Origin of the sequence: Flavobacterium noncentrifugens, from assembly GCF_900100375.1 — a bacterium.
In the GTDB taxonomy this organism is placed as follows: domain Bacteria; phylum Bacteroidota; class Bacteroidia; order Flavobacteriales; family Flavobacteriaceae; genus Flavobacterium; species Flavobacterium noncentrifugens.
In genome coordinates this window covers 745,592-771,490 of sequence record NZ_FNEZ01000002.1, presented here as the reverse complement: position 1 = coordinate 771,490, position 25,899 = coordinate 745,592, and the positions used below count along the sequence as shown (strand labels likewise).

The 25,899-nt window shown below is 39.7% G+C and carries 35 protein-coding genes; 19 read left to right on the top strand and 16 right to left on the bottom strand.

Going from position 1 to position 25,899, the window contains the following annotated elements:
• The first annotated feature begins 312 nt into the window (after positions 1 to 312).
• Positions 313 to 555: a helix-turn-helix domain-containing protein gene (locus BLS32_RS08185; RefSeq protein WP_091393875.1), complete on the top strand. Its 243-nt coding sequence runs from the start codon at positions 313 to 315 to the stop codon at positions 553 to 555.
• 10 nt (positions 556 to 565) lie between these two features.
• Here the strand turns inward: BLS32_RS08185 and BLS32_RS08180 are convergent, their stop codons facing one another.
• From BLS32_RS08180 to rpsF, 4 genes are all read right to left on the bottom strand, one after another.
• Positions 566 to 1,039, bottom strand: a complete 474-nt coding sequence (locus tag BLS32_RS08180; protein WP_091393873.1) for a DUF6495 family protein — start codon at positions 1,037 to 1,039, stop codon at positions 566 to 568.
• Positions 1,040 to 1,301: 262 nt separating this feature from the next.
• Positions 1,302 to 1,742 (bottom strand): 50S ribosomal protein L9, encoded by a 441-nt coding sequence (gene rplI, locus BLS32_RS08175; protein WP_091393869.1) that lies wholly within the window; start codon positions 1,740 to 1,742, stop codon positions 1,302 to 1,304.
• Positions 1,743 to 1,902: 160 nt separating this feature from the next.
• On the bottom strand, positions 1,903 to 2,199 hold the full coding sequence (gene rpsR, locus BLS32_RS08170) for a 30S ribosomal protein S18 (RefSeq protein WP_091393867.1): 297 nt from the start codon (positions 2,197 to 2,199) through the stop codon (positions 1,903 to 1,905).
• Positions 2,200 to 2,204: 5 nt separating this feature from the next.
• On the bottom strand, positions 2,205 to 2,546 hold the full coding sequence (gene rpsF, locus BLS32_RS08165) for a 30S ribosomal protein S6 (protein ID WP_091393864.1): 342 nt from the start codon (positions 2,544 to 2,546) through the stop codon (positions 2,205 to 2,207).
• Between the two features lie 168 nt (positions 2,547 to 2,714).
• Here rpsF and BLS32_RS08160 point away from each other — a divergent pair, with 168 nt between their 5' ends.
• Complete coding sequence (locus BLS32_RS08160) at positions 2,715 to 3,410, top strand: LytR/AlgR family response regulator transcription factor (protein WP_091393861.1); 696 nt, start codon at positions 2,715 to 2,717, stop codon at positions 3,408 to 3,410.
• Here the strand turns inward: BLS32_RS08160 and priA are convergent.
• From priA to nadC, 4 genes are all read right to left on the bottom strand, one after another.
• A complete protein-coding gene (gene priA, locus BLS32_RS08155) occupies positions 3,407 to 5,854 on the bottom strand; it encodes a replication restart helicase PriA (protein ID WP_091393858.1) in 2,448 nt (815 codons plus the stop codon). The two genes, BLS32_RS08160 and priA, sit on opposite strands and share 4 nt — an antisense overlap.
• Before the next feature lie 64 nt (positions 5,855 to 5,918).
• Complete coding sequence (locus tag BLS32_RS08150; protein ID WP_091393857.1) at positions 5,919 to 6,344, bottom strand: DUF2147 domain-containing protein; 426 nt, start codon at positions 6,342 to 6,344, stop codon at positions 5,919 to 5,921.
• Between the two features lie 150 nt (positions 6,345 to 6,494).
• Complete coding sequence (locus BLS32_RS08145; RefSeq protein ID WP_091393853.1) at positions 6,495 to 7,427, bottom strand: YihY/virulence factor BrkB family protein; 933 nt, start codon at positions 7,425 to 7,427, stop codon at positions 6,495 to 6,497.
• A gap of 77 nt (positions 7,428 to 7,504) precedes the next feature.
• On the bottom strand, positions 7,505 to 8,365 hold the full coding sequence (nadC, locus tag BLS32_RS08140) for a carboxylating nicotinate-nucleotide diphosphorylase (protein WP_091393852.1): 861 nt from the start codon (positions 8,363 to 8,365) through the stop codon (positions 7,505 to 7,507).
• A 113-nt stretch (positions 8,366 to 8,478) separates the two neighbouring features.
• Between nadC and BLS32_RS08135 the strand changes: the two genes are divergently transcribed.
• Genes BLS32_RS08135 through rlmH form a run of 4 tightly spaced genes read left to right on the top strand, consistent with a single transcriptional unit; the run spans position 8,479 to position 9,826 of the window.
• Entirely contained in the window at positions 8,479 to 8,928 is a 450-nt protein-coding gene (locus tag BLS32_RS08135) for a GNAT family N-acetyltransferase (protein ID WP_091393849.1), read from the top strand.
• Between the two features lie 33 nt (positions 8,929 to 8,961).
• Positions 8,962 to 9,141, top strand: a complete 180-nt coding sequence (locus BLS32_RS08130; RefSeq protein WP_091393847.1) for a hypothetical protein — start codon at positions 8,962 to 8,964, stop codon at positions 9,139 to 9,141.
• A gap of 4 nt (positions 9,142 to 9,145) precedes the next feature.
• Positions 9,146 to 9,343, top strand: a complete 198-nt coding sequence (locus BLS32_RS08125) for a hypothetical protein (RefSeq protein WP_139171712.1) — start codon at positions 9,146 to 9,148, stop codon at positions 9,341 to 9,343.
• A gap of 9 nt (positions 9,344 to 9,352) precedes the next feature.
• Positions 9,353 to 9,826, top strand: a complete 474-nt coding sequence (rlmH, locus tag BLS32_RS08120) for a 23S rRNA (pseudouridine(1915)-N(3))-methyltransferase RlmH (protein ID WP_091393843.1) — start codon at positions 9,353 to 9,355, stop codon at positions 9,824 to 9,826.
• A 29-nt stretch (positions 9,827 to 9,855) separates the two neighbouring features.
• Here the strand turns inward: rlmH and folP are convergent, their stop codons facing one another.
• On the bottom strand, positions 9,856 to 10,680 hold the full coding sequence (folP, locus tag BLS32_RS08115) for a dihydropteroate synthase (protein WP_091393841.1): 825 nt from the start codon (positions 10,678 to 10,680) through the stop codon (positions 9,856 to 9,858).
• A gap of 151 nt (positions 10,681 to 10,831) precedes the next feature.
• Here folP and BLS32_RS08110 point away from each other — a divergent pair, with 151 nt between their 5' ends.
• From BLS32_RS08110 to tpiA, 6 genes are all read left to right on the top strand, one after another.
• Positions 10,832 to 11,377 carry a DUF1599 domain-containing protein gene (locus BLS32_RS08110; protein ID WP_091393840.1) on the top strand — a complete coding sequence of 182 codons (546 nt, stop codon included), beginning with the start codon at positions 10,832 to 10,834 and terminating at the stop codon, positions 11,375 to 11,377.
• A gap of 10 nt (positions 11,378 to 11,387) precedes the next feature.
• Positions 11,388 to 12,491 carry a BT_3928 family protein gene (locus BLS32_RS08105; RefSeq protein WP_091393838.1) on the top strand — a complete coding sequence of 368 codons (1,104 nt, stop codon included), beginning with the start codon at positions 11,388 to 11,390 and terminating at the stop codon, positions 12,489 to 12,491.
• Between the two features lie 11 nt (positions 12,492 to 12,502).
• The gene (locus tag BLS32_RS08100; RefSeq protein WP_091393836.1) at positions 12,503 to 12,802 is read left to right on the top strand and encodes a hypothetical protein; all 300 of its coding nucleotides are present in this window, start codon (positions 12,503 to 12,505) and stop codon (positions 12,800 to 12,802) included.
• Between the two features lie 21 nt (positions 12,803 to 12,823).
• Positions 12,824 to 13,312 carry a GyrI-like domain-containing protein gene (locus BLS32_RS08095; RefSeq protein WP_091393834.1) on the top strand — a complete coding sequence of 163 codons (489 nt, stop codon included), beginning with the start codon at positions 12,824 to 12,826 and terminating at the stop codon, positions 13,310 to 13,312.
• Positions 13,313 to 13,377: 65 nt separating this feature from the next.
• Positions 13,378 to 13,875, top strand: coding sequence for a TlpA family protein disulfide reductase (locus BLS32_RS08090; RefSeq protein ID WP_091393832.1), 498 nt, complete (start codon positions 13,378 to 13,380; stop codon positions 13,873 to 13,875).
• Positions 13,875 to 14,627: a triose-phosphate isomerase gene (tpiA, locus tag BLS32_RS08085; protein WP_091393830.1), complete on the top strand. Its 753-nt coding sequence runs from the start codon at positions 13,875 to 13,877 to the stop codon at positions 14,625 to 14,627. Before BLS32_RS08090 ends, tpiA begins: the two co-directional genes overlap by 1 nt.
• Positions 14,628 to 14,789: 162 nt before the next feature.
• Here tpiA and BLS32_RS08080 read toward each other — a convergent pair whose 3' ends face one another.
• Entirely contained in the window at positions 14,790 to 16,028 is a 1,239-nt protein-coding gene (locus BLS32_RS08080) for a porin (RefSeq protein ID WP_091393828.1), read from the bottom strand.
• Between the two features lie 100 nt (positions 16,029 to 16,128).
• Between BLS32_RS08080 and prmA the strand changes: the two genes are divergently transcribed.
• Together prmA and BLS32_RS08070 are read left to right on the top strand one after the other, a co-directional pair.
• Positions 16,129 to 16,971: a 50S ribosomal protein L11 methyltransferase gene (prmA, locus tag BLS32_RS08075; RefSeq protein ID WP_091394707.1), complete on the top strand. Its 843-nt coding sequence runs from the start codon at positions 16,129 to 16,131 to the stop codon at positions 16,969 to 16,971.
• Between the two features lie 71 nt (positions 16,972 to 17,042).
• Positions 17,043 to 17,318 (top strand): ATP-dependent Clp protease adaptor ClpS, encoded by a 276-nt coding sequence (locus BLS32_RS08070; protein WP_091393826.1) that lies wholly within the window; start codon positions 17,043 to 17,045, stop codon positions 17,316 to 17,318.
• 100 nt (positions 17,319 to 17,418) lie between these two features.
• Here BLS32_RS08070 and BLS32_RS08065 read toward each other — a convergent pair whose 3' ends face one another.
• From BLS32_RS08065 to BLS32_RS08055, 3 genes are all read right to left on the bottom strand, one after another.
• A complete protein-coding gene (locus BLS32_RS08065) occupies positions 17,419 to 17,904 on the bottom strand; it encodes a hypothetical protein (RefSeq protein ID WP_091393824.1) in 486 nt (161 codons plus the stop codon).
• 127 nt (positions 17,905 to 18,031) lie between these two features.
• Positions 18,032 to 18,445: a DUF6691 family protein gene (locus BLS32_RS08060; protein WP_091393822.1), complete on the bottom strand. Its 414-nt coding sequence runs from the start codon at positions 18,443 to 18,445 to the stop codon at positions 18,032 to 18,034.
• A 2-nt stretch (positions 18,446 to 18,447) separates the two neighbouring features.
• On the bottom strand, positions 18,448 to 19,005 hold the full coding sequence (locus BLS32_RS08055; protein WP_091393820.1) for a YeeE/YedE family protein: 558 nt from the start codon (positions 19,003 to 19,005) through the stop codon (positions 18,448 to 18,450).
• A 101-nt stretch (positions 19,006 to 19,106) separates the two neighbouring features.
• On the opposite strand from BLS32_RS08055, the gene BLS32_RS08050 reads away from it, so the two are divergent.
• The 4 genes from BLS32_RS08050 to BLS32_RS08035 all read left to right on the top strand — a co-directional run bounded on the left by BLS32_RS08050 (position 19,107) and on the right by BLS32_RS08035 (position 21,841).
• Complete coding sequence (locus BLS32_RS08050) at positions 19,107 to 19,586, top strand: DUF4199 domain-containing protein (protein ID WP_091393817.1); 480 nt, start codon at positions 19,107 to 19,109, stop codon at positions 19,584 to 19,586.
• 4 nt (positions 19,587 to 19,590) lie between these two features.
• Positions 19,591 to 20,037 (top strand): 2-dehydro-3-deoxyphosphooctonate aldolase, encoded by a 447-nt coding sequence (locus BLS32_RS08045; protein WP_091393815.1) that lies wholly within the window; start codon positions 19,591 to 19,593, stop codon positions 20,035 to 20,037.
• A 92-nt stretch (positions 20,038 to 20,129) separates the two neighbouring features.
• The gene (kdsA, locus tag BLS32_RS08040; RefSeq protein ID WP_091393813.1) at positions 20,130 to 20,948 is read left to right on the top strand and encodes a 3-deoxy-8-phosphooctulonate synthase; all 819 of its coding nucleotides are present in this window, start codon (positions 20,130 to 20,132) and stop codon (positions 20,946 to 20,948) included.
• 26 nt (positions 20,949 to 20,974) lie between these two features.
• A complete protein-coding gene (locus tag BLS32_RS08035) occupies positions 20,975 to 21,841 on the top strand; it encodes a hypothetical protein (protein ID WP_091393811.1) in 867 nt (288 codons plus the stop codon).
• Positions 21,842 to 21,906: 65 nt separating this feature from the next.
• On the opposite strand, the gene BLS32_RS08030 is transcribed toward BLS32_RS08035, so the two are convergent.
• Positions 21,907 to 22,293 (bottom strand): hypothetical protein, encoded by a 387-nt coding sequence (locus BLS32_RS08030; protein WP_091393809.1) that lies wholly within the window; start codon positions 22,291 to 22,293, stop codon positions 21,907 to 21,909.
• 167 nt (positions 22,294 to 22,460) lie between these two features.
• On the opposite strand from BLS32_RS08030, the gene BLS32_RS08025 reads away from it, so the two are divergent.
• A complete protein-coding gene (locus BLS32_RS08025) occupies positions 22,461 to 22,748 on the top strand; it encodes a hypothetical protein (RefSeq protein WP_091393807.1) in 288 nt (95 codons plus the stop codon).
• Positions 22,749 to 22,838: 90 nt separating this feature from the next.
• On the opposite strand, the gene BLS32_RS08020 is transcribed toward BLS32_RS08025, so the two are convergent.
• Positions 22,839 to 24,212, bottom strand: a complete 1,374-nt coding sequence (locus BLS32_RS08020) for a M28 family peptidase (protein ID WP_091393805.1) — start codon at positions 24,210 to 24,212, stop codon at positions 22,839 to 22,841.
• Between the two features lie 110 nt (positions 24,213 to 24,322).
• Complete coding sequence (locus BLS32_RS08015) at positions 24,323 to 25,759, bottom strand: MFS transporter (RefSeq protein WP_091393804.1); 1,437 nt, start codon at positions 25,757 to 25,759, stop codon at positions 24,323 to 24,325.
• Positions 25,760 to 25,899: the final 140 nt, after the last annotated feature.

Sequence of the window (25,899 nt, the reverse complement as noted above, 5' to 3'; positions counted from 1 at the left end):
GATTTTTATTGTGGTATATTTTCCCTAAAAATAATAATTCTAAATGAGAATATGCACAAATATTTAAAAACCATTTTTCTGGCTTGCCGATGAAAATTTTATGGTGGCATGTTGATTTTAAACAAATTAATATATATTTGCCCACCCGATAATTCAATACCACTGTGCAAACAGGATTTTTCGGACTATAGAAGCCCATTCTACATATATTTAACGTTCAGAGGTGTGAGAAAGCCTCAATTTTGTGATGGAAAATATTCATCAACTTATTGATTGCCGCCTATTTTATAGGCTGATATTTTATTGCAAAAAATGAACAAAGAAAATCCCGTTGACACCAATATCGTTTTGAGAAAGCTGAAGATTTCTTTAAACGCAAATACTGACATCCAATTGGCCGAGCTTTTAAACGTAAAACCCAATACAATTTCCACCTGGAAAAAGCGCAATTCATTAGATTTTAATGCGGTCATTTCGATATGCCATACGCACGGCATCGACCTGAATGAATTGTTTTATAATGATGGGAATCATCTAACTTCAAACCACTCTTAAAGCAAAAAACTTATGAGTCCATTACGTTGTGGATTTGCTTGTAAAGCTGTCCATCGCTTAAGAATGCACCTTGTTTGATGAGTTCGAAAATGGAAATGTTGCGGTCTTCGGTGAATTCTTTTTTACCGATTTTCATTTCGATGTTATCCGTAAACATATTGTCGCCGAGCCATTGCAGGCCTTCTTTTGAAAGGAAATTGGCTTCAGTAACGAGCGATTTCAGGACGATTGAATGCACGTGGGTTTCACCGCATTGAAATAGGAAAATATGGTTTGGAGAAAAGTGCTCCAAGTAGTCGGCGCGTGTTAAAACGCCTTCCCAAATAAGATCGGAGAATACGTCGAGTTCCTGCTCTGCGATTTGTGGTTGTTCGAGTTTGATTTTGTCCCATTCGGCTTTATCGATCGATTGAGTGGCGAGGAAATTGATGAATTCGGCGTGGAGTTCTTCGAATTGTTCTTTGGTGAGTCTGCTGTATTTCATAATAAGTTACTGAGTTATTGAGTGCCTAGGTTGCTGAGTTTTTTTTTCTAAATTCGTTGATCAACACCCATTGTTCAAAATTCAATTTTTAAATTTGATTAACGAATCTTGAATTTTGAAGTGTGCTGCCCTAGCCCGGATTGCAGCGGCATCCTTTTGCGGAATGCAATGCAGCAAAAGATAGAGCGGAAAGCCGGAAACAGCTCTTAAATAAAAAAATCCCGAAATACATCGGGATTTTCTATTTCAAAACTGAAAAATATTATTTCTCAGCTACGATTTCGTAAGGCAATTCAACGATTACATCACGGTGCAATCTCACGTTAGCAGCGTATTTCCCGGTACGTTTTACGATCCCTGAAGTGATGAATTTTCTGTCGATTGGTTGTCCTGCTTTTTCTAAAGCTTCAGCGATATCAATATTGGTGATCGAACCGAAAAGTTTTTCACCACCTGCTTTTGCAGAAATTTTGATTTCAAGCGCTTTTAGTAATTCAGCTTGTTTTTTAGCGTCATCAACTACTTTTGCTTCTTTGTGTGCTTTTTGCTTTAGGTTTTCAGCTAAGATTTTTTTAGCAGAAGACGTTGCCATTTGAGCGTGGCCTTGTGGAATTAAGAAGTTGCGTCCGTAACCTGCTTTCACAGTTACTACATCGTCTTTAAAACCTAAATTCTGTACATCTTTCTTTAAGATAATTTCCATGTTGTTGTCCTTTTATTTGGAGAAGTTAGGTTTCATATGTTTTGATGTTACTTTTTATAGGTAACATATGTTATCGCTTATTTAATTTGTATTTGTTTACAACAAATTATTTATTTGAAGCGATTTCATGTTTCAGAAAACCAACAACTGTTAATTTTTATTATTTAAGTAAATCCGCCACGTATGGCATTAATGCTAAATGTCTTGCTCTTTTTACAGCTACAGACACTTTTCTTTGAAATTTCAATGAAGTTCCGGTTAAACGTCTTGGTAAAATTTTACCTTGCTCGTTAACGAATTTCAATAAAAAGTCAGCATCTTTATAATCTACATATTTGATACCTGACTTTTTGAAACGACAATACTTTTTAGTTTTGTTTGTTTCTATATTTAAAGGTGTAAGATATCTGATATCCCCATCTTTTTTGCCTGAAGCCGATTGTTGTAAAGTTGCCATAATAATTACGCTTTTGTTGCTTTTAATTTAGTTCTTCTTCTTTCAGCCCAAGAAATCGCATGTTTATCAAGACTTACAGTCAGGAAACGCATGATTCTTTCGTCACGTCTGAATTCCGTTTCAAAAGCGATTAAAACTTCGCCAGATACTTTAAATTCGAATAAATGGTAAAAACCACTTTTTTTGTTTTGGATTTCGTAAGCCATTTTTTTCAGGCCCCAATCCTCTTTAGATACCATTTCTGCTCCTCTGGTTGTAAGAAAATCTTCGAATTTGCTTACTGTTTCCTTTACCTGAACTTCAGATAAAACGGGATTTAAAATGAAAACAGTTTCATAATGATTCATAAACTATGTTTTAAATTGTTAAAATGGCTGCAAAAGTAGTAATTAAAATTGAATAACCAAGAGAAAAGCAATTTTATTCGTTGTACGGCAAAAAAAGCCGATAAACATTAGGTTTGTTAGAAAAAACTTTTTACTTTCGTCCTACCAAATCTATAATAAAGAATAATTATGAAACTAAATTGTGTAGTTGTCGATGACAGTTCCATTCAAAGGATGATCATCGCAAAGTTAGTGAATAATCACCCCAATCTGCATTTGATCGGTGATTTTTCTAATGCAATTGAAGCAAAAAATTGCATGTCGGTTCACTCCGTTGACCTGATTTTCCTCGATATCGAGATGCCGGTCATCAGCGGATTTGATTTTCTTGACGGACTAAAAGTGAAACCCCAAATCATTTTTATCACGTCAAAGGCTGAGTATGCTATGAAAGCGTTCGACTATGATGCAACGGACTACCTACAGAAACCGATTGCTCTTGACCGCTTCAACGCTTCAGTAAAACGTGCGATGGATTTCCATTTGCTGAAAAAAGAAAATCAGGAAGAAGATGGAGAACACATTTTTATTAAGAGTAATCTTAAGAAACTGAAAGTGTTCACTGCCAAGATCAAATGGATCGAAGCTTTTGGCGATTATGTAAAAGTGGTGACCGAAGACGACAGCAACCTCGTGTTGTCTACCATGAAATCTTTCGAGAAAGACTTATCCAAAGACAAATTTATCCGTGTGCATAAATCCTACATTATAAACATTGATAAAGTAGAACGCTTCAACAGCAAATTCGCAGAAATCGGAGTTACAAAAATACCTTTGAGCCGAAACAAGAAAGAAGATCTTGTCCGCGCGCTTGCAATCGCTTAAAAATCAACATTCACAGCGGTTTTAATCGCTCTGTATTGTGACACCATATCAAAACTGTCCAGAATCTTTTGGACAGTTTTTTTTGTGCCTGTTAGTGGCAAGTTTTGCGGAATCTTAATCATGATCGTTCTGATGTATTCGTTTCGTATCCGGCTCACCGGCGGCTCTTCCGGACCTAAAACAGGCAACGCCAGATTTTGCTGCAACACCTGATACAACCACATCGATCCTTCTTTAAGCTTTTCATAATCGCGGTGCTTCAATGTGACTTTGATCAAACGGAAATATGGCGGATATTTATAGATCTGCCGATCGTACAATTGCTCTTTATACATCGCACTATAGTCGTTCTGCGTTACTTGTTGGATTGTATTGTGATTCGGATTATAGGTTTGGATAATGACTTTTCCACGTTTCTCAGAACGTCCTGATCTTCCCGAAACTTGCGTCATCATCTGGAAACTTCTTTCAAACGCCCGAAAATCGGGATGGTACAGCATGTTATCTGCGTTCATGATTCCGACTAAACTCACATTATCGAAATCCAAACCTTTGGCCAGCATTTGCGTGCCAACCAAAATATCAATTTCACGATTCTTAAAACTGTCAATGATCTTTTCAAATCCGAATTTTCCGCGCGTCGTGTCCTGGTCCATTCTTCCGATTTTGGAATTTGGAAACAACGCAATCAATTCCTGCTGGATTTGCTCGGTTCCGAAACCCTTTGTGGTTAAATCAACACTGCTGCACACGTGGCAATTCGTAGGATTTGCCATCGAATACCCGCAGTAATGGCAGCGCAGCTGGTTTTTGTGTTTGTGATAAGTCAGGCTGACATCGCATTGCGCGCATTGCGGAACATGGCCGCAAGTCATGCATTCGACCACAGGAGAATAACCACGGCGGTTTTGAAATAAAATAATTTGTTCGCCCAAAGACAACGCTTCCCTAATCGATTCGATCAGCTCATCACTAAAATGCCCTGACATTTTCTTGCGGAAATATTTATCCTTTAAATCAACCAGATGAATTTCGGGCATTTGCACTTTACCGAAACGCTCAAAAATTTCAACCAAACCGTATTTTCCGGATTGGGTATTATAATAGGTTTCAATACTTGGCGTTGCCGAACCCAACAGCACTTTTGCTTTATGCGAATTGGCAAGAACAATCGCCGCATCGCGCGCATGATATCTTGGCGCCGGATCAACTTGCTTGAAAGTCTGTTCGTGTTCTTCGTCAACGATGACCAAACCGAGGTTTGAAAATGGTAAAAACAGCGCCGACCTCGCTCCTATCACAATTTGCGCTTTTGGCGAATTTTCCAATAATTGCTTCCAAACTTCCACACGTTCGTTGTTGCTGTATTTCGAATGAAAAACCGCGACTTTATTTCCGAAATAAGCCGTTAATCGCGAAACGAGTTGTGTCGTCAAGGCGATTTCCGGAAGCAAATACAAAACCTGTTTGCCTTTTTCCAAAATCGTTTCGATGAGTTTGATGTAAATTTCAGTTTTTCCGCTGGAAGTTACGCCATGCAATAAGTTCACGTCTTTGACCTCGAAATTGTAATTGATCTCGTCGAATGCCAATTGCTGCGCATTGCTGAGTTCAAGTGTCATTTCCTGCAGATTTTCATCAAAATTGACGCGATCATGCTGTATGTGATATTCTTCGAAAATGCCTTTTTCAATTAATGCTTTTACAACAGTTGCAGACGAATTTGCGGTTTCAATCAGTTGTTTGACTGTAATCGGTTTTCTTGCGGAGTTTAATTGGAAATAAGCCAACACCAAATCCTTCTGCTTCGCCGCGCTTTTTAAAATCTCAAGCAATGCATTTAAATTGTCCGGATTTTGGAATTCTGCATGCAGGCGAACATACCGAATGAGTTTGGGTTTATAGGTTTCATTCATTTCTTCCTGCAATTGCAAAATGCCTTTTTGAAGCAATTGCTGAATGACTGGAAAAACGTTTTTTTTATTTAAGATTGAAATGATGTTTTCAATTTTGAGCGAACTGGTTTGCTGCAACGCCTGATAGATCAAAAACTCATCGTCTGACAATTGGCTTTCGTCTATAAAAATGTCCTGCTTTTGAGAAATGATGGTTTCGTTTTCCAATATCAACGCACTTGGCATCGCACTTCGATACACATCGCCGATCGCACACATATAATAGGAAGCGATCCATTGCCAATGTGCGATTTGGAATTCATTTACAATTGGTGCTTCATCAAGGATTTGATGGATCTCTTTGGCGTCATACAACTGTGGTTCGTTTTGATGCAATTCAATGGCGAGTGCCGTGTAGATTTTGCTTTTGCCAAACGGAACTGCAACGCGCATTCCGGGTTTGATGTAATCGTATTCTGTTTTAGAAACGCTGTAGGTAAACGTTTTTGCAAGTGAAAGCGGCAGGATGACTTCGACGAAATGTGGCATGTATTGACTGAATGGCTGAGTTACAAAGCAGCAAAGTTACAAAGTTTGGCGCGGTATTAAAATGTTATTTTACGCGTTCCCAATATTGCGTCCTGCCTAATAATGAAATCCCGATGTAGCCGCGGACTTTGAGTTTGTCTGCACTTTCGAGCGTAATGTAGCATTTGTAAAGTTTGCCGTGTTTGGGATCTAGGATTTTTCCGTTGGAATATTCGGTGCCGTCTTTTGTGAGGCCTTTGATCACGATTAAGCCGAGAATTGGTTTGTTATGGTCGTCGCCGCTGCAATTTTCACACAAGCGCTTGCGGCTTTTTGGATTGAAGATTTCGATTACCTTTCCGTAAATCCTGCCTTTGCTTTCGAAAATTTCGACAACTGAAATGGCTTTTCCGGTTTCGTCGTCGATGGTTTTCCATTTTCCGATGACGGAATGCTGGGCGAATGTGACGATGCTGAAAAACAAAAAGGCGAAGGCAAATGCTGATTTCATACGGTTGTGTTTTAGCCCGGATAATAGTGAAAAGCCCGGAGCGGAAAAAACCTGTCTTTTGCCGGCATAAAAAAGCGACTGCAGGAAGCTTATTTTATGGCGTGCAAAAACTGTTTTTTTGCGAGGACTTGAAACGGATAGCCGGAATAGCTACTGGATATTTTTCTGTGCTTTTTTCTTTAACTTATTGATGGTGCCGTTGAGTTCGAACCCGAGCAGCAAGATCATGCAGTTGATCCAAATATAAAACATCATGATCAATAATGTACCAATCGAGCCGTATAATTCGTTGTATTTTGAAAATTTGACGACCCAGATTCCGAAAAAATAAGACGAAATGATGACCAAAATGGTGGTAAAAACTGATCCGATGGAGATGAATGAACGGTTTTTGTCGCGCTTGGTTCCGAATTTAAATAAGATGGAAACTCCGATCAAGATCATTAAAATGACAAAAGCATAACGGCCCATAATGATCAACGGAATTTGGTCGCTGAGCACGTCCTGGATTTTGGTTTTCTGAATGAAGACTTCGAAAACAACGATGGAGGCAATCGTAATGATTAAGATGAACGACAGCAACAATGACATACCGACAGAAACGAAATACTGCCGGAAAAAACCGCGTTTCATAATGACGTGTTTTGAATTTTCGAATCCGCCAAGGATGGCGTTGAGTCCGTTTGCCATCAACAAAACCGCCAAAACGATACCCCAGGAAAGCAATCCGGAGTGGCTGTTGTTTAAAATGTCGTTGATGATGTTTGCAATTGCGTCGTAGGTGTTTGGCGGCACGCTTTCTTCAACAAATTGCAGGAAATCCTGTTGGAAATTCTGGATCGGAATGTACGGAATCAGGTTTAAAATGAACAATGCAAATGGAAAAAGCGCCATGAAAAAGCTCCACGCCACCGACGCCGCGCGGTATGAAATGGCACCTTGGGCAATCCCTATAATGTACAATTCGAGCAAATCATAAAGTGAAAATCCGTTGAGCCACGGCAGCGAAATTCCTTTCGTAAAACTTACAAGGTTTCGGATTACGGGGATTTTTTCAAATTTGGCTTCGAGGATTCGGGTCATTTGTATTTTAGAATTGAGATGTTTGAACTGAGAGCAAGAAACAAGATTTTTGGCTTTCGGCTTTCACGTATGCCTTGCTAATCAATCGCTTTTAAACTCAAATCCATATTGTAAATCGAATGTGTCAATGCGCCTGAGGAAATGTAATCAACGCCGCATTCTGCATAATAACGAATTGTTTTTTCGTTGATGTTTCCCGATGATTCGGTTTCGCAAATGTCGCCGATTAAATCTACCGCTTGTTTGGTTGTTTCGTAATCGAAATTGTCTAACAATATTCTGTAAATGCCGTTGCTTTGCAGGATTTCGCGGACTTCATCGAGACTTCTAGCTTCGACGATGATCTTTAAATCGAGATGGTTGTCTTTTAAATATTGCTGGGTTTTTGAAATTGCCAATGTGATGCCGCCCGCAAAATCGATATGGTTGTCTTTAAGCATCACCATGTCGTATAATGCAAAACGGTGATTGACGCCGCCGCCTATTTTGACTGCCCATTTTTCGGCAGCTCTGAAACCCGGAGTGGTTTTTCTAGTGTCTAATACGCGCGTATTTGTGCCTTCTAATAGTTTTACATATTGCTGTGTTTTGGTTGCGATGGCCGACATGCGCTGCATCGAATTTAAAACCAGTCTTTCTGCTTTTAGGATGGATTGCGAACTTCCGGAAACATGAAAAACAACATCGCCATATTTTACAGCGGTTCCGTCATCAATAAAGGTTTGGACCTGAAGATCGGGATCGACATATTTAAAGATCATTTTTGCAAATTCGACTCCGGCAATAATGCCTTGGTCTTTAACGAGCAGTTTCGCCTTTCCATTGGCGGAAGCCGGAATGCAGGCGAGCGAACTGTAATCGCCTGCGCCGATGTCTTCGCGGATGGCATTGGCAATGATCAATTGTAATTCGGTTTGGAATTGTGCTTCGCTAATCATTTTTAATGGTTTTAACTGTCGGCTAAAATAGGAAAAAGCTTTTGATAATTGGCATTCGCAGCTTTCAATTGGGATTTTTTTATTACACTTGCATTTGAGAAAAAACCGATGATATGCTTCGAATAGAAAGGACAAATTCTGAAAACCCCAATTTTGAAAAATTAGTCGTTTTGCTCGATTCTTATCTTGCAGTTCTTGACGGTGAAGACCATGCTTTTTATGCGCAGTTCAACAAAACGAATTTTATTACAGAAGTCATCGTAGCGTATGAAAATGAAGAAGCCGTGGGTTGTGGGGCGTTTAAAAAGTATGACGAACAAACGGTTGAGATCAAAAGAATGTATGTGCTGCCGGATTTCCGCGGAAAAAAAATCGCCCAAAGTCTTTTATCCGAACTTGAAAAATGGGCAGCTCAACTCGGTTTTTTAGCCTGTATACTCGAAACCGGCTACAAACAGGAAGCTGCAATCAAACTTTATCACAATTGTGGCTACCATGACATTGAAAATTATGGCCAATATATCGGCATTGAAAACAGTGTTTGCATGAAAAAAAACTTATAATTTTTGTACCTTTATAAACTTTAAATTTAAAAAATGGATCCGAAAAAAAGACTTCTTTTTGCTGCTGTAATGTTAATCATTTGTATTGCAAATTACATGCGTTTGCCGGACAGCGTAACGATCAGGGGCGTGGCATTTTTACAGATTTTTGCCATTGGGGCGCTTTTCACAGTAGTGATCCGTGAAGTTCTTGGCAGGATCAACAACAAATAAGATCATGAAAAAAAGCCAGATTTTTATTTTATTTCTTATCGGAACAGCGTTAATTCTGACTGGTGTTTACTTCAAACGCCAGGATGAGAAAATTGCAAGTTTATTGCTGATTGTCGGGATTACTTTTGAAACCGTCGCCATTCTTGCGATGCTCGTCAAGCGGATGACAAAAAACAATAAAGACCATTCTTCAGAAAGCTAATTTTTCAACATGAATCTTAAGCTTATCGCCATTGGCAAAACCGACAACAAAGCCTTACAGACTTTAATCGATGATTATACGAAGCGTTTGTCGTTTTACATCAAATTCGAACTTGAAATCATTCCGGATATCAAGAACGTCAAGAATTTATCCGAAAGCCAGCAAAAGGAAAAAGAAGGCGAATTGATTTTATCAAAAATCACCGCAACCGACCATTTAATTTTACTCGATGAAAACGGAAAGCACTTTTCAAGCATCGGTTTTTCAGAAGAATTGCAGAAGAAAATGAATTCCGGAATCAAAACTTTAGTGTTTGCAATCGGCGGCCCGTATGGCTTTTCAGAAACGGTGTACCAGAAATCACAAGGCAAAATTTCGCTTTCGCAGATGACCTTCTCCCACCAAATGGTGCGCTTATTTTTCATCGAGCAATTGTACCGTGGATTTACGATCTTAAAGAACGAACCCTATCACCACCAATAACAATGGATGATGACCGCAATCCAAAATTATCAATTATACATTAATCTAAAGAGTTTGACGCTTTCGACGGCTTCTTTCACGTCGTGGACACGCAGGATTTTTGCGCCTTTGGTTAACGCGATCGTGTTTAAGACTGTGGTTCCGTTTAACGCTTCTCTGGCAGAAGTTCCAAGTGTTTTGTAGATCATAGACTTTCTTGAAATCCCAATTAAAATCGGCAAATCCAGCAATTGAAACAATTGTGCTTTTTGCATGACTTCAAAATTTTGTTCCAATGTTTTGGCAAATCCGAACCCCGGATCGACAATCATGTCATTGATTCCGAAACTTCTTGCGATTGCGATTTTTTCGGAAAAATAAAACAGCATTTCCTTTATAATATCATCATAATTTATCAGTGATTGCATCGTTTTTGGCGTGCCACGCATGTGCATCATGATGTATGGCACTTTAAGGTTTGCAACGGTTTCGATCATTTTATCATCTAAATTTCCAGCGGAAATGTCGTTGATGATCGCCGCGCCGTTTTCAATGCAAATCTTAGCCACTTCACTCCTGAAAGTATCAATGGAAATTATGGCTTCGGGGAAATGTTTTACAATTAATTGTACCACAGGAAGTATTCTTTCAATTTCTTCTTTTTCAGAAACAAATTCGGCAGAAGGTTTTGACGAATACGCGCCAATATCAATAAAATCAGCGCCTTCAGCAAGCATTTTTTCAACGCGGTTCAGGATTTCCGATTCATCAGCATACTTTCCGCCATCAAAAAAAGAATTCGGCGTTACATTTAAAATGCCCATGACTTTCGGGGTTTCAAGATCGATGAGCCGTCCGTTGCAATTGATCGTCATTGGCAAAAAGCATTTAATATTTATTAACAATTTAAATTGAAACATTAGCGCGTTGGCGTAAGCATTCAAAAAAATAATTCCTATTTTTGACGCGAAGCCATGAGGCTGACAGCATGCAAGTTAAAAATTCGATACAAATATACAGCAATTCATGAAGAATACTTCTGAAGAATACGACAAGATCATTGCCATTTGCCGGAATCTTTTCATCAATAAAATGACCGATTACGGAAGCGCCTGGCGCATTTTAAGACTGCCATCGCTAACCGACCAGATTTTCATCAAAGCACAGAGAATCCGCAGTTTGCAGGAAAATGAAGTTCGCAAAGTGGATGAAGATGAAACCGGCGAATTCATAGCGATCATTAACTATTCGATTATGGCACTGATCCAACTGGATCTTGGCGTGGTCGACCAGCCTGATCTTGACACGGTAAAAGCAACCGAATTGTACGATGCCAAAATCACACTCACAAAAAACCTCATGGAAGCCAAAAACCATGATTATGGCGAGGCGTGGCGCGACATGCGCGTAAGTTCACTAACGGATTTGATTTTACAGAAATTGCTTCGCGTGAAGCAAATCGAGGACAACAAAGGAAAAACGTTGGTCTCCGAAGGCATCGATGCCAATTACCAGGATATGCTTAATTATGCGGTGTTCGCTTTAATTCTGATGGATTTCCATCATTCATAAAATATTAAAAATGAAAAATATACTTACGCAGTTTTCACGGATTTTTGTCGGAATTTTATTCATCATTTCCGGTCTTATCAAACTCAACGATCCGGTTGGATTTTCATACAAACTCGCCGAATATTTCGGGGAAACCGTTTTAAACCTGCCGTTTTTTATCCCGTATGCACTCGCTATTGCGGTACTTATCGTAATTTTCGAAACCGTGTTGGGTGTCATGCTACTGATTGGTTTTAAACGAAAATTCACCGTGTGGAGTTTGCTGCTGATGATCGTATTTTTTACGTTCCTGACATTTTATTCGGCTTATTTCAACAAAGTCACCGATTGTGGCTGTTTTGGCGATGCGCTGAAATTAACGCCTTGGCAATCATTTACAAAAGACGTGGTTTTATTGGTATTCATCCTGATTTTGTTCTTAAACCAAAAATTGATCAAGCCTTTATTTTCGAATAAAATCCAGAATATCATTGCTTTAATTGCTGTCGGATTGTGCGCTTTCATGGGTTATTGGGTCTTAAACCATTTGCCATTGAAAGATTTCCGTGCTTATAAAGTGGGGACAAACATCCAGAAAGGCATGGAAATTCCGGATGGCGCACCAAAATCGGTAGTAGAAATGGTATTCATCTATAAAGTAAATGGCGTCGACAAGCAGTTTAAAGAAGCCGATTTGATGAACATTCCTCAAGGCGCAACCTTTGTTGACCGAATTGACAAAGTGATCACCGAAGGCTACAAACCGCCCATTCACGATTTTTCAATGGAAAAAGACGGAGCCGACCATAAAGATGAATTTTTACAGGAACCAAAATTGCTTGTTTTCGTATCTTACGACCTTGCAATCTCCGATCCCAAAGGAATGGCGCAACTTGAAAAACTGAATAATGAAGCGAAAGCAAAAGGCTATAAAGTCATCGGAATGACTGCTTCGCTTGAGGATGAAATTGCAAAAGCGAAAAAAACTTTCGGGTTAACATTTGATTATTATTTTTGTGACGCAACAACTTTGAAAACCATTGAAAGGGCAAATCCGAGCGTTGTTGTTTTAGAAAATGGGACAATTAAACAAAAGGTGCATTTCAATGACATTTCAAAATTGAATTTGCAATAAACGACTACAGTATGAGCAGCAGCAGAAAGACAAAAAAAGCATACAAGACCCTGAAAATATCCGCTATTTGCATCATCGCATTTGCATTGGGTTATTTTTCTTTGAACCATATTTCAACCTGGGAAAGGCCGCGATTTGGAAATACACTATACATTGTTGGCGGATGCGTACTTATGGCGGTTTCATCGATAGTATTGCTGATTACGCTTAAGAACCAATTCGCCCCAAAGAAAAGACGGTCCAGCAGGCATGTTTTTCTTGAAGACAAATCAAGAAAAAGCAGGTCTTCCAGATCAGCTCCAAAAGAGTAAAATTCATTTTCACCAATTCAAATGGAGCCAAAAATAGAAAATGCATCTGCCAAAATTTTTATTGGATTTCGAATGAAAATGTCTTTGACAAACAACCAGACTTTCACACTTTGGAATGCGTTTATGAAACGCCAGAAAGAAATCAAAAACCGCATTAGCAGCGATCTGTTTTCATTACAATGCTACCAGGAAGGTTATTTTAATCATTTTAATCCGGCAAATGAATTTGAAAAATGGGCTGCTGTAGAAGTGGATGCCGTTGCATCGGTTCCAGAAAATATGGAAACATTGAGGTTGGCAGCCGGAAATTATGCCGTTTTCACACACATTGGCGGAGCAGAAACCGCAGCCAAAACATTTCAGTACATTTTTCAGCAATGGCTTCCACAATCTGAGTATGATTTGGATAACCGGCCACATTTTGAAATCCTTGGAGACAAATACAAAAAAGGATCACCGGATTCTGAAGAGGAAATATGGATTCCAATTCAACCTAAGCTTAAAAATTAATAAATGTTTGTGAATCTTTGCAATGAAGCTGTTTAACTTTGTGAGGGTTAAAAAAATAGAAAATCATGAAAAAATTTAGTCTTTTATTTGTTATTGCCTTTGCTGTCATCTCATGTGCACAGGCTCAAAAAACACAATTTTCTGATGCTGCTTTATCAGAGAAATTAAATACCCTGAATCACGAACGCGTTCCGTTTGCAGATATTTTGAAAAATCATATCGGAAAAGTTACAGTAATCGAAATCTGGGCTTCCTGGTGTAGTGATTGCGTGAAAGCGATGCCGAAATTAAAAGACATGCAGAAGAAAAACCCGGATGTAGATTTCGTTTTTATTTCAATGGATAAAACTGAAGACAAATGGAATGCCGGAATTGAAAGACATGACTTAAAAGGCGACAATTACTGGTCGGCAGAAACCATGAAAGGCGCTTTCGGGCAAGCCATCGACCTGGATTGGATCCCGAGATATATTATCCTTGACAAAACCGGAAAAATCGTAACCTACAGAGCCGTGGAAACCGACTTTGATAAAATGAATGCTACTTTAAAAACCCTTAAATAATGAGACAAAAGATTGTTGCCGGAAACTGGAAAATGCATAAAAATGCTGAAGAAACTGAAGATTTATTGAATGACCTGATCGACAAATTGCCAACTGATAAAGAAGCAAGAATCATTGTCGCTCCAACATTTGTAAATTTATCTTCTGCGGTTTCCCATCTTGAGTTTACCAATATCGATGTGGCTGCACAAAATGTTCACCAGGCAGAAAGCGGGGCTTTTACAGGCGAAATTTCTGCAGACATGCTCAAAAGCATTGGCGTAAATACCGTAATCATCGGGCATTCTGAACGCCGCGCTTACTTTAATGAAAGTGATGCTTTGCTGGCTTCAAAAACCGATACGGCACTGAAACACGACATGACGGTCATTTTTTGTTTCGGTGAAGAATTGAAAGACAGGCAATCGGGCAATCACTTCAATATTGTTGAAAACCAGTTGCGTGACGGATTGTTTCACCTTGAAGAAAAATCCTGGGAACAAATTGTATTGGCTTATGAGCCGGTTTGGGCCATCGGGACAGGCGAAACCGCTTCTCCGGAACAAGCGCAGGAAATGCACGAATTCATCCGCGAAACGGTTAGAAAACAATTCGGGAGCGATGTTGCCGAAGAGGTGTCGATCCTTTACGGCGGAAGCGTAAAACCTGAAAATGCCAAGGAAATTTTCGGAAAACCTGATGTTGACGGCGGCTTAATTGGCGGCGCAGCTTTAAAAGCGGTAGATTTTGCTGCGATCGTGGAAGCAATCTGAATTAATGTATAATGAATAATTAACAATTGATAATTAAAAAACAGCGGTGATTCATTACCGCTGTTTTATTTTAGAGTATCATCAATCGGAAATTTAATGTTTCTATCTTTTTTATCGACAAGCAAATCATTATCAATTGTCAATTATCAATTATCAATTGATTTAAATTCCGATCTCAATCTGAAAACGAACATACCAATTTTCTTTCGACGTGCCGTTGTAAGGATCAAGGTTTTCATAAGTAAACTCCGATTGCAGTTTTAAAGCGTGCTCCCAAATGTATTTGTTGACACCAATGCTGTATTGATCGGTATCAGGCGCATACATTTTGATTTCGTCTTTGACTTTTTGCTGGGAAAAACGCCCGACGATCTCATATTTCGAACGGAAGATGTAACTAAGCTGATAATCGTGCCCGTAACCTGTAAAAACCGGATGGATCATTGTTGGATCAACTGGATTTATAGTAATCGGATCTTTCGCATTTCTGTTCATATAATCGGCTGTAAAAGCCCAACCATTATACTTCGCAATAAAATCGAGCAATACAGACGACAAGTTTTTGGCTGCATATAAAAAATCCCCGGTTTGCCCGAATGTTTTGCGCGCTTTATCATTAAAATTATACGCGCCTGAAACCATGAATTTTACTTTTTCCTCGCGCAGAATATCGCCTTCAAAATAATGTCCGTCCTTTTTAAAAGTTCCGAGTGGCAGCAATTCGATTTTTCCGGTATATGACAATCCGTTGTTGTCTTTAAGGTTGCTGTTGGTGCTGTTCGTCGTCCAGTTCCTGCCCTCGCCCATCGTAACGGCGCCTTTGAAATTATACGAAAACTTATCTTTAAATTCATTCAAATTGGCGATATGCAACCCGAAATCACGGTCGATGCCGAATTTAAAATGATTGATATTCCGATCGGTAAACTGCAATGCTCCGGATGAATTCACCGTTTGCCTCGCTCCAGGCAATTTCGTTACTCCAAATCCCCATTGCCAATGCTTTCCGGGTTTGTAATACAGCATCGCATCGCGGATCACATTTAAATTTTCTCCGGGTTTTTCTGTACCAACATCGCCCGCGCCAAAAGAAAGCTGCATCACATATAAAAATTTCGGGTTTCCGATGAATCCATCAAAACGCAAACGCAGTCGTCTAACCTGGCCTTCAAAAAAAGCATCCTGGCCTTCATTTTCAAAATAAGTCAACCGGTTTTGCATCCGGAAACGGATATTGAACTGGAACAAACTGTCGGGCGTCGTGATGCCCAAACCTTTTCCGTAGTTGTAATATGGCAAAGATGACAGCTTTAAATCATTGTCTTTCGGATTCTTAATAATTTGCTGCGACTGAGCGGAAATCGCCGAAAACAGCAAAATCAGGAACGTAATTTTCTTCATATTGTGTTGTTGTATGTTAAGCAAATGTAAAATAAAATTGTTTTGCAAAAATAGAATCGATGATGATTGTTACCTTTGCGGAAACTTTCAAAAAAAGACCATGTCAAATATTTATTTAGGATATCATTTTACGGTCGAGCCAAAAGAACTGGGCTCGGAAATCTTAGTGGCTGAACTCGGCGAAAAACCGTTTGAAAGTTTTGTCGAAAGTGAATTTGGCGTTACAGCATACATCCAAAAGCAATTCTGGACTGAAGATATCCTTGAAGATATGTTCATTTTGAATTCGCCCCAATTTTTCATTACGTATACTATTGAAGAAATCGAGCAGGTGAACTGGAATGAAGAATGGGAAAAGAATTTTGAGCCGATTGATGTGGATGGAAAATGCCACGTTCGCGCGCCATTTCATCCAAAAACCGATGCCGAATACGACATTGTCATCGAACCGAAAATGAGTTTCGGAACCGGACACCACGAAACGACCCACATGATGATCCAGCATTTGCTCGAAACAAATGCCGAAGGTTTAAAAACATTGGACATGGGCTGCGGAACTGCCATTTTAGCGATTTTAGCAGAAATGAAAGGCGCGCAACCAATCGACGCAATCGACATTGACAATTGGTGTTATTTAAACTCCATTGAAAATGCCGAACGCAACAATTGCAAGCATATTACCGTTTATGAAGGTGACGCCGCTTTGCTTGAAGGGAAAAAATACGATCTGATTATCGCCAACATCAACCGCAATATTTTACTGAATGACATGCAGGCTTACGTAAATTGCCTGAACGAAAAAGGAATTCTGCTGCTCAGCGGTTTTTATGAAGAAGACATTCCGGTAATCGATGCTTCATGTGTTGAAAAAGGGCTCACCTATGTTAAAAAAATCCAGAGAAACAACTGGGTATCTTTAAAATATGAGTTGCAAAGTCGCTAAGTACCAAAGTGATAAAGTTTTATTAACGTTATGTTTTGTAACTTTGCTGCTTTGCCTCCAAAAATAAAATTATGAGTACAAGAGAAAAAGTTTTAGAGGAAGTTTTGGTTGAAGAGGCCGTTGGCGTCAACAATGAGATCGTTCTTTACAATGATGATGTGAATACTTTTGACCATGTGATCGATACATTGATCGCGGTTTGCAGCCATACTTCGGAACAAGCCGAGCAATGTGCTTTATTGGTACACTATAAAGGAAAATGCACGGTGAAAACCGGGGCTTATGACGAACTCAAACCACAGTGTACACAGTTGCTTCAGGCTGGTTTGAGCGCTGAAATTATTTAGTTTTAAATTTCGTCTAAGAAAGCTTTCAATTACTTCGAATCATTACTATTAAAAAAGCCCCGCAATTAAAACGGGGCTTTTTTTAAAAATTATGATAGTATTAATTGTACAAATGGGTGTGTAAATTTTCAGTTTGTAAAATCCCTTTTGCTTTGCTTACTTCTTCCTGATTGCCACGAACTACTAAGATGAATTTCCCTTCTTCCAGATGTTCCGTAAATTTAGTAACATCTTCTTCTGAAGAAAACATTTTAGCAATTACAGAAACAAGCCCGCCGGTAACAATTCCAAGATCCAAGCCGGCAATTGCACCAACTAAAGCACCTGCTCCGTATAAAACACCAAATCCCGGTATTGCAAAAATTCCGATACCTGAAAGAAGTCCGACCAGCGTTCCTGCACCAACGCCTACGTAAGCAGGAATATTGGTGGCTTTATCAACTTCTTCGGTATGCACATGGTCATCAATGATTCCTGCTTTCCCGATTAAGGAAATGTGCCCCATTGGAAAACCCTGTTCATTTAATGTTTTTAATGCGCTTACAGCTTTTTTGTGCGAATCGAATACTGCTACCTGTTGTTCCATGATATCTTTTTTTTAATAAATGAATGTTTTATTTCTTTTAAAGGTACTACAAAGCAGTCGAAAGCCGCGTGAAGATTATGTTAATAACTGAAGTTGAATTCAGAAAGAATTGCGGAATGGGAATTTTTTAGTTTGGAAGTTTATCCTTGAGCAATCCGTAGATGAAAGTTCCGATCATCGCTCCGATCAGGATTAGAATCACGCTCCAGAATCCGGCTCCGATGAGGATAAAAATGGGTCCCGGACAAGCGCCAACCAAAGCCCAGCCCAATCCGAAAATCAATCCGCCAACCCAATATCTAAAAGAGCCTTTTTCTTTATCTGCAATCACGATCGATTGTCCATCAATGTCTTTGATATTGTTTCTTTTGATGATCTGAAGCCCGATCAATCCCGTTGCAATGGCCACCGAAATGATGCCGTACATGTGAAACGACTGAAACTGGAACATTTCATAAATGCGGTACCACGAAACGGCTTCCGACTTAGTAAGTACAATTCCGAACAAAAATCCGACGAGCAAATATTTGATATAATTCATCATTAAAAGATTAAAGGTAAAAGGAAATGTGCCATGATCAATCCGCCGACAAAGAATCCGATGACGGCTTTGAGCGACGGAATCTGCAGGTTGCTCAATCCTGAAATAGCGTGACCTGATGTACAGCCACCGGCGTAACGCGATCCGAATCCGATTAAAATTCCGCCAATTAGTAAAATCAAAATCATTTTAGGTGACTCAAAAATTTGATTTCCGAATAAAGCCTGGGGCGCGAGTTTTCCATTTGGCGCATCGATTCCCAAAGCCGCGAGTTGTTCGATTGTTTTCGGATTGATGTCGACATTCGACGGATTGTTCATATAATGAACGGCAACAAATCCGCCAAGCATCGCCCCGGCCAAAACTGCGAGGTTCCAGCGCTGCGCTTTCCAGTCAAACTTGAAAAAATCGGCAAATTTATCAGCACCGGCAATGGTGCAAAGCGTTCTCAAATTCGAGGACATTCCGAAAACTTTTCCGAAATAATTCAGCAAAAGCATCACAATGCCAATTAAAAAGCCGGAAACATACCACGGCCAGGTTTGGGTTACAATATCCATTGGAAATAATTTTTCACAAAAGTAACAATTCCTGTGATTTTTATGGCTTGTTGTGCAGAACAGTCAAAAAACTATTAATTTTGGATGGTAAAACAAATTGTATGAAAAAATTCTCCATTGAGTTTAAATGGGCCGTCAATTTCAGCATCGCTTCGCTGATTTGGATGATCGTTGAAAAAAGCACCGGATTGCACGATGTTCACATTGACAAATATTTTATCTATTCGAATATTTTTGCGCTCGTTGCCGTTGCAGTTTATTTTTTTGCTTTGCTCGATAAAAAGAAAAATTTCTACAACAATGCCATCGACTGGAAACAGGGATTTATTTCGGGGATTATTTTGTCGTTTTTCATCGCGTTGCTGAGTCCGCTTGTGCAATATGTTTCTTTTGTTTACATCAGCCCGAAGTATTTTGAAAATTTCATCCAGCACGCTGTAGCGAATAAATCGCTGACTTTAGAACAGGCGAAAGCCTATTACAGCGTCAACAGTTACATCTTGCAAGGCGTTTCAAATGCTTTGTCGATGGGTGTAATAACATCAGCCATTGTCGCGTTAGTCATTAAAACCAAAAAATAAAACCATGAAAAAATATACTGCTTTGCTCCTGTTATTTGTGCTTTCGATTTCCTGCGTCAGTACAAAATCGACCATTAAAAATATCGATGAGAACGCGCCGATTCCGAAACTAACGGCCAACAATACTTTCGTATTAACAGAATATGCCAAAGACAAAAAATACGGCTACGATCAAGATTATCCGATCAATGTCTTTTTCAGGAATGTAAAAGACGAAAGTATCAACCAACAGCGGTTCCTGAATGCGCTGACCGGCCCGAAAGGCGAAAAATTAACCTATTCCAAACTCGAAAGCTGCTGCCCGTTTCCGACAAAAAGAAACGATATTGGCGCCGGATTGCTCGATGTTTATGAAATTACGTGGGAAGGCAACAAAACACCGGTCAAATTGTATTTTAATATTTTTGAAAAAGGCGCCTTGTTGTGTCCAATCGGATTCAAAATCAAATAGATAACTTCGCTTCATCGAAAAGTTAAATATTTTCAAACATCATCTTAAAAAATCCGTAAACCATTTACCTTTGCCGGGTCAAATACAACATTATGAACTTACAACATATTCCGCAAATCAAGAATACTGATAGCGGCAACTTTTTTGTCCTTGCCGGACCTTGTGCCATCGAGGGCGAAGAAATGGCAATGAGAATCGCTGAGACTTTAGTCGGCATCACTGACAAACTACAAATCCCTTACGTTTTCAAAGGTTCCTTTAAAAAAGCCAACCGATCGAGAATCGACAGTTTCTCTGGAATCGGTGATGAAAAAGCGTTGAAAATCCTTAGAAAAGTCTCTGAAACTTTTCACATCCCAACAGTCACTGACATCCATACCAATGAAGATGCAGAAATGGCGGCGCAATATGTTGATGTGTTGCAAATTCCTGCATTTTTAGTACGCCAAACCGATTTGGTGATCGCTGCTGCCAATACCGGACGCACCGTAAACCTCAAAAAAGGACAATTTATGAGTCCGGAAAGCATGAAGCACGCCGTTCAGAAAGTGCTCGACTGCAACAACGAAAACGTCATGGTTACTGATCGCGGAAGTATGTTTGGCTACCAGGATATGATCGTTGATTTTCGCGGGATTCCAACGATGCAAAATTACGCAACGACAGTTTTAGACGTCACGCATTCGCTTCAGCAACCCAACCAGACTGCAGGTGTTACTGGCGGAAGACCAGACATGATCGAAACGATTGCCAAGGCCGGAATTGCTGTTGGCGTTGACGGAATTTTCATAGAAACCCACTTTGATCCGGCACATGCGAAAAGCGACGGCGCGAACATGCTGCATCTTGATTATTTTGAAGGATTAATGACCAGGCTGGTTGCGATCCGCAAGACGATCAACACTTTTTAATCCGTATTCATTTAATCTCCCATATTTTGAAATATCCATTTTTATTGGCTGTACTTACTTTTTGTGTGTTTTCACAGTACGCTTTTTCTCAGGACGAAGCGAAGATTCCGGAAAAATACACAGCCCACAACAAAGGTAAATTTTACATTTCCTGGGGTGGAAACCGTGAAAGTTATTCGCGTTCAGACGTAAATTTCAAAGGCGACAATTATGATTTTACCGTTGAAGACATGCAGGCGCACGACAAGCCGAAAGGGTACAGCATCGACTACATCAATCCGGCAAGGATGACAATTCCGCAAACGAATTTCAGGCTGGGTTATTACGTTTCAGATCATTACAGTGCTTCTGTGGGTTGGGACCACATGAAATATGTCATGTCACAGGACCAAATCGCAAATGTTTCTGGTTACATCAACACGCACGAAACATCGGCTACGACCGGACAAAGTTTTGACCAGACTTTCAATCATACGCCTACGCAGATGACTGAGGATTTTCTGACGTACGAACACACAGACGGACTGAACTATGTGAATGCCGAATTTGCACGCCACGACGACATTTCTAAATTGTTTACCATTGGCAACACCGATAAGATCCAGATCAATATCTCTGAAGGATTGGGCGCCGGGGTTTTGTATCCAAAGACCAATACAAAATTGATGGGCCGTGAACGACATGATGAATTTCATGTTTCGGGTTACGGATTGTCTGCGAAAGCGGCTTTGAACATTACATTCCTGAAATACTTTTACGTTCAGGGCGAAATCAAAGGCGGTTACATCAACATGAATGACATCAAGACCACTTATATGAATGCCGATAGTGCTTCACAGCATTTTTACTATTTACAGCGCATTCTTTCTGTAGGCGGGATTTTCAGGGTTTAAAAATTACATTTCATAAAAAAAGGCTTTCCGTTTTGAGATGGAAAGTCTTTTTTATTTGAAAGATCTTATTGTATTTCGCGAACGGTAATGTGGTTTTCTGTATCTGCTTTCCAGGAATCGCCTGATACTTTTAATGTTTCGCCCACTTTCACACTTTTATATTGTGTATGGTCTTTTAAATTTGAATGGCTGATCGTAACGAAGTAAATTTCTTTATCAGCGGTTTCTATTTTAGCCGTGTACCCATCTTTGCCATTTTGAATTTCCTGGACTTTTCCTTCAACCGATTTTGTTTCTGCTTTTGGCTCTTCGGTTATGGCTGTTGCCGTGTCGGTTTCGGAAACTGTTGTTTCGGTTTGTATTTCAGGTTTGGCATCGGTTTTTGCCGTATTGCAGCTTGCAAATGCAATGACGGCCGACATCATGGCTAAATTCTGGATGTGTGATTTCATTTTAAATTTGGGTTTTCATTTTGGTTAAAGATACTATCCGATGGGCGCAAATCCAAAACTTAAATGTTAACTCTTAATGAAATAATTAAGCATTTTTTAAGCATCCGAATTTAACATAATAACCTAATTTTTGTACATTAGTATTCTAATCAGAAAAACCATTTGTCATGAAAAATTTAATTTTATCACTGATTGCCGTTTTGGGATTCTCCATGATGGTTTCAGCACAAGAAGTTGCAACTAAAACGGTTAAGAAAACGGAAACTAAAACCAAAGTAAAAGCCGAAGGCAAAGCAGCCGATGCCAAAACAAAAACGACTACAGAATCAAAAGTAGTCCTCAAAAAAGACGGCACGCCAGACAAGCGCTACAAAACCAAAAAAACCGTAGTCACCAAAAAAGACGGAACTCCGGACATGCGCTACAAAGAAAATAAAGAAGCAGCAAAAAAGTAATCAGAAAATAGAATCAAGACACAAGATCTAAAAAAAAGGCTTACGTAAGTAAGCCTTTTTCATTATCAAATATTAATTGTCCATTATCAATTAATCTTCAATTCCCTTCTGATCAACCAAATACATCAGTGAAGCCATCGTTGCCGCACCAAGTTCCAATTCCCTTTTATTGATCGCGTCAAAACGGTCATTTGCCGCATGATGGTAATCAAAATACCGTTGTGAATCGGGTTTTAATCCGGCTTTGATCATGTTTTTCGATTGGAGCGGGCTGATGTCTGAACCGCCATGCCCTTTCACAAAACTGTGGATCAGATACGGTTCGAATAAAGCTGTAAAGCTTTGCATTTTCTTCAAATTCGCGTCGTTGCATTCAAAACTAAAACCCCTTGGGCTGAATCCGCCAGAATCACTTTCCAAAGCAAAAATATGGTTTTCATTATTGGTTTGTGCCAGTTCATTGTATTTGTCTCCGCCGCGCCCGCCATTTTCCTCATTCATGAAAAGCACCACGCGCAGGGTATTTTTCGGACGGTAATTCAATTGCCTGAGAATGTGCATCACTTCCATTCCCTGCACCACTCCGGCACCATCATCATGCGAACCGTCGGCCAAGTCCCAGGAATCAAGATGTCCGCCAACAGTCATAATGCGTTCTGGATGTTCGCTGCCTTCAATTTGTCCAACTACATTGTACGAAACGACATCTTCAAATTGCTCACAGGATTGCTTCAGGAAAAATTTGGTGTCGGGATTTTTAGCCAATGTTTTACTCAACAGTTCCGCGCCGTTTGTACTGATTGCAGCTGCCGGAATGTATTCCCCTTTCGGCAGATCACCATAAGACATCGTTCCCGTATGCGGCAAATCGTCAAGTCGAAGATTCATTGATCGAACAATGACACCAACGGCTCCAAACTTAGCCGCTTCTTTCGCACCTGCAAATCTTTGGTCGACACAGCCTCCGTAAGATCTGAAAGTTTCAATGTTTTCCGGATCCATCGGGCGGTTGTAAAAAACGATCTTGCCTTTAATTTTATCTTCTCCGAGTTCAGCCAGTTCCTTGATGCCATGCACTTCGATCACATTGGCGGTAAGCCCTTTTTTAGAAGTGGCTATTGACATTCCGAGTGCGCATACAGGCACATTGGTTTTGGTTTTTCCATCCTGGATGGATGCGGTTTCTTTTTCGCCACGCACCCATTTTGGAACCATCAATTCCTGTAAGTAGACTTTGTCCAATCCTAAAGTTTCAAGTTGTTTTTTGGTGTATTCAACAGCTTTCTGGGCATTTTCGGATCCTGATAAACGCGGGCCAATTTTGTTTGACAAATCGTCTAGCCATGAATAGCACTTTGCATTGGTTAACGATAATTTGTAGATGTCTTTTAAAACCTGCTCGTCATTTGACTGTGCAGAAAGCGAAAATGCTGAAAGTAGAAACAACAGCGGAAGTTTTTTCATAGCGGATTTGATTGGGTTTAGCCCGTAAATTTAAAGGATATATTTTGATTAAAAAACACAAAAAACCCGACTTGTGAAATCGGGTTTTGAATTATTTATTTGGTTTCGGATTAATGTCCGCCGCCCACTTGCTTGTCGAATGAGATGCCCTGGCTTTTTAAAATTCCGCTGACTTTCCATGCATAGAATGCCAAATACGCGAAACAAACCACACCAACGATATAACTGAAATGGATCGAAGTCGCATCGGCAACCATACCCTGAAGCCAGCTTACGATTCCACCGCCCATAATCATCATGATCAATAGATTGCTGCCTTGGTTCGTGCTTTTTCCAAGTCCGCTGATTGCAAGCGTAAAGATGCAAGGCCATAGCGTACTGCAAAACAAACCGACACTGGTAAATGCATACACGCTAACCATGCCTTCAGTTGACATTCCGATAATCAGAGCTAAAATTCCCAATCCTGAGAAAAGCAGTAACATTTTTGCAGGATTTCCTTTGCTCAATAAATCGGCTGCAATCAACACTAAAATGATTAATGCATATACATAAAATGGTGCAAGATCGTGTTGAGCCAATGCATTTACTCCGAGAAAAACAGCAAATGCCAAATATGGCAAAATGAATTTCAGGATTCTTTGCTTGGATACATTATCTGTGAAAACTTCAACAGCTCCTGTCCAACGCCCGATCATCAAACTCGCCCAATACAACGAAACATAAGGCGCAACATCTTTGGTCAGGAAACCTAAATTTTTCTCTAAATAAGCTGGTAAATTACTCGCAGTTGATACTTCCACACCAACGTAAACGAAAATAGCAATCATTCCCAAAACCAATTGCGGATAATGCAAAGCCGATTTTGTTTTAACAGTAACGTCTTCCACAACAATGTCATCACTTACTACACGATCTTCAATAGATGACATTTTCAATAAAACGGCAACAGCAAGAAATGCACAGCCTAAGATCAAATATGGAATTTTTACGCTTTCAATGCTGGCATCCGTATTTGCAGAAGATGCCGATCCGAAGATGGCATAACTCACGATCAGCGGCCCGATCGTAGTTCCGAAATTGTTGATTCCACCCGCCATGATTAAACGCTGCGAACCAGTAGAAATTGGCCCAAGTGCAATTGCCAATGGATTCGCAACGGTTTGCTGCAATGAAAACCCAAGTCCGACTATAAACAATCCAGACAACATCAATGGAAATGAAGCGTTGTTTGCCGCAGGATAAAACAATAAAGTTCCGAGTGCAGAAATTGACAATCCAAGTGCAAGGCTGTTTTTGTATCCGATCCTGTTGATGATGTCGCCTTTCGTCAAATGCGAAACCAGCATGTACAATAACGACCCGACAGTGTAAGCGACATAAAATGCCACCGAAACCAACTGGCTCTGCCCTTGCGATAAATCAAATGCTTTTTTGAAAACGGGAATCAGGATGTCGTTGCTCGCTGCGACAAATCCCCAAAAGAAGAACACCGTGACTAATGGGATAAACTGTGCCCATTTGGTTTGTAAATTTTCTGAACTCATGAATTTAGTTTTAGTTTGGTTAATTGTTGTTTATTTTGATGCTAAAAATCAACAGTTTGCAAAAAACTGCTAAAAATTTTGATAAATATACATTTATATGCATTTATCCTGTTGTTGTAACTGACTTACTTATTAACGAA

What these genes read in the sequence shown, in the direction of transcription:
- BLS32_RS08045 (WP_091393815.1), top strand. Translation starts at nt 19,591, where the DNA reads ATGAAAAAATATACTGCTTTGCTCCTGTTATTTGTGCTTTCGATTTCC.
- BLS32_RS08150 (WP_091393857.1), bottom strand. Translation starts at nt 6,344, where the DNA reads ATGAAATCAGCATTTGCCTTCGCCTTTTTGTTTTTCAGCATCGTCACA.
- BLS32_RS08015 (WP_091393804.1), bottom strand. Translation starts at nt 25,759, where the DNA reads ATGAGTTCAGAAAATTTACAAACCAAATGGGCACAGTTTATCCCATTA.
- BLS32_RS08095 (WP_091393834.1), top strand. Translation starts at nt 12,824, where the DNA reads ATGGAGCCAAAAATAGAAAATGCATCTGCCAAAATTTTTATTGGATTT.
- BLS32_RS08160 (WP_091393861.1), top strand. Translation starts at nt 2,715, where the DNA reads ATGAAACTAAATTGTGTAGTTGTCGATGACAGTTCCATTCAAAGGATG.
- BLS32_RS08090 (WP_091393832.1), top strand. Translation starts at nt 13,378, where the DNA reads ATGAAAAAATTTAGTCTTTTATTTGTTATTGCCTTTGCTGTCATCTCA.
- BLS32_RS08070 (WP_091393826.1), top strand. Translation starts at nt 17,043, where the DNA reads ATGAGTACAAGAGAAAAAGTTTTAGAGGAAGTTTTGGTTGAAGAGGCC.
- BLS32_RS08060 (WP_091393822.1), bottom strand. Translation starts at nt 18,445, where the DNA reads ATGAATTATATCAAATATTTGCTCGTCGGATTTTTGTTCGGAATTGTA.
- folP (WP_091393841.1), bottom strand. Translation starts at nt 10,680, where the DNA reads ATGACGATCAATTGCAACGGACGGCTCATCGATCTTGAAACCCCGAAA.
- tpiA (WP_091393830.1), top strand. Translation starts at nt 13,875, where the DNA reads ATGAGACAAAAGATTGTTGCCGGAAACTGGAAAATGCATAAAAATGCT.
- kdsA (WP_091393813.1), top strand. Translation starts at nt 20,130, where the DNA reads ATGAACTTACAACATATTCCGCAAATCAAGAATACTGATAGCGGCAAC.
- BLS32_RS08100 (WP_091393836.1), top strand. Translation starts at nt 12,503, where the DNA reads ATGAGCAGCAGCAGAAAGACAAAAAAAGCATACAAGACCCTGAAAATA.
- BLS32_RS08025 (WP_091393807.1), top strand. Translation starts at nt 22,461, where the DNA reads ATGAAAAATTTAATTTTATCACTGATTGCCGTTTTGGGATTCTCCATG.
- BLS32_RS08030 (WP_091393809.1), bottom strand. Translation starts at nt 22,293, where the DNA reads ATGAAATCACACATCCAGAATTTAGCCATGATGTCGGCCGTCATTGCA.
- rlmH (WP_091393843.1), top strand. Translation starts at nt 9,353, where the DNA reads ATGAATCTTAAGCTTATCGCCATTGGCAAAACCGACAACAAAGCCTTA.
- BLS32_RS08125 (WP_139171712.1), top strand. Translation starts at nt 9,146, where the DNA reads ATGAAAAAAAGCCAGATTTTTATTTTATTTCTTATCGGAACAGCGTTA.
- BLS32_RS08020 (WP_091393805.1), bottom strand. Translation starts at nt 24,212, where the DNA reads ATGAAAAAACTTCCGCTGTTGTTTCTACTTTCAGCATTTTCGCTTTCT.
- nadC (WP_091393852.1), bottom strand. Translation starts at nt 8,365, where the DNA reads ATGATTAGCGAAGCACAATTCCAAACCGAATTACAATTGATCATTGCC.
- BLS32_RS08135 (WP_091393849.1), top strand. Translation starts at nt 8,479, where the DNA reads ATGCTTCGAATAGAAAGGACAAATTCTGAAAACCCCAATTTTGAAAAA.
- BLS32_RS08130 (WP_091393847.1), top strand. Translation starts at nt 8,962, where the DNA reads ATGGATCCGAAAAAAAGACTTCTTTTTGCTGCTGTAATGTTAATCATT.
- prmA (WP_091394707.1), top strand. Translation starts at nt 16,129, where the DNA reads ATGTCAAATATTTATTTAGGATATCATTTTACGGTCGAGCCAAAAGAA.
- BLS32_RS08080 (WP_091393828.1), bottom strand. Translation starts at nt 16,028, where the DNA reads ATGAAGAAAATTACGTTCCTGATTTTGCTGTTTTCGGCGATTTCCGCT.
- BLS32_RS08185 (WP_091393875.1), top strand. Translation starts at nt 313, where the DNA reads ATGAACAAAGAAAATCCCGTTGACACCAATATCGTTTTGAGAAAGCTG.
- rpsR (WP_091393867.1), bottom strand. Translation starts at nt 2,199, where the DNA reads ATGGCAACTTTACAACAATCGGCTTCAGGCAAAAAAGATGGGGATATC.
- BLS32_RS08065 (WP_091393824.1), bottom strand. Translation starts at nt 17,904, where the DNA reads ATGGAACAACAGGTAGCAGTATTCGATTCGCACAAAAAAGCTGTAAGC.
- rplI (WP_091393869.1), bottom strand. Translation starts at nt 1,742, where the DNA reads ATGGAAATTATCTTAAAGAAAGATGTACAGAATTTAGGTTTTAAAGAC.
- BLS32_RS08105 (WP_091393838.1), top strand. Translation starts at nt 11,388, where the DNA reads ATGAAAAATATACTTACGCAGTTTTCACGGATTTTTGTCGGAATTTTA.
- priA (WP_091393858.1), bottom strand. Translation starts at nt 5,854, where the DNA reads ATGCCACATTTCGTCGAAGTCATCCTGCCGCTTTCACTTGCAAAAACG.
- BLS32_RS08050 (WP_091393817.1), top strand. Translation starts at nt 19,107, where the DNA reads ATGAAAAAATTCTCCATTGAGTTTAAATGGGCCGTCAATTTCAGCATC.
- rpsF (WP_091393864.1), bottom strand. Translation starts at nt 2,546, where the DNA reads ATGAATCATTATGAAACTGTTTTCATTTTAAATCCCGTTTTATCTGAA.
- BLS32_RS08180 (WP_091393873.1), bottom strand. Translation starts at nt 1,039, where the DNA reads ATGAAATACAGCAGACTCACCAAAGAACAATTCGAAGAACTCCACGCC.
- BLS32_RS08145 (WP_091393853.1), bottom strand. Translation starts at nt 7,427, where the DNA reads ATGACCCGAATCCTCGAAGCCAAATTTGAAAAAATCCCCGTAATCCGA.
- BLS32_RS08055 (WP_091393820.1), bottom strand. Translation starts at nt 19,005, where the DNA reads ATGGATATTGTAACCCAAACCTGGCCGTGGTATGTTTCCGGCTTTTTA.
- BLS32_RS08110 (WP_091393840.1), top strand. Translation starts at nt 10,832, where the DNA reads ATGAAGAATACTTCTGAAGAATACGACAAGATCATTGCCATTTGCCGG.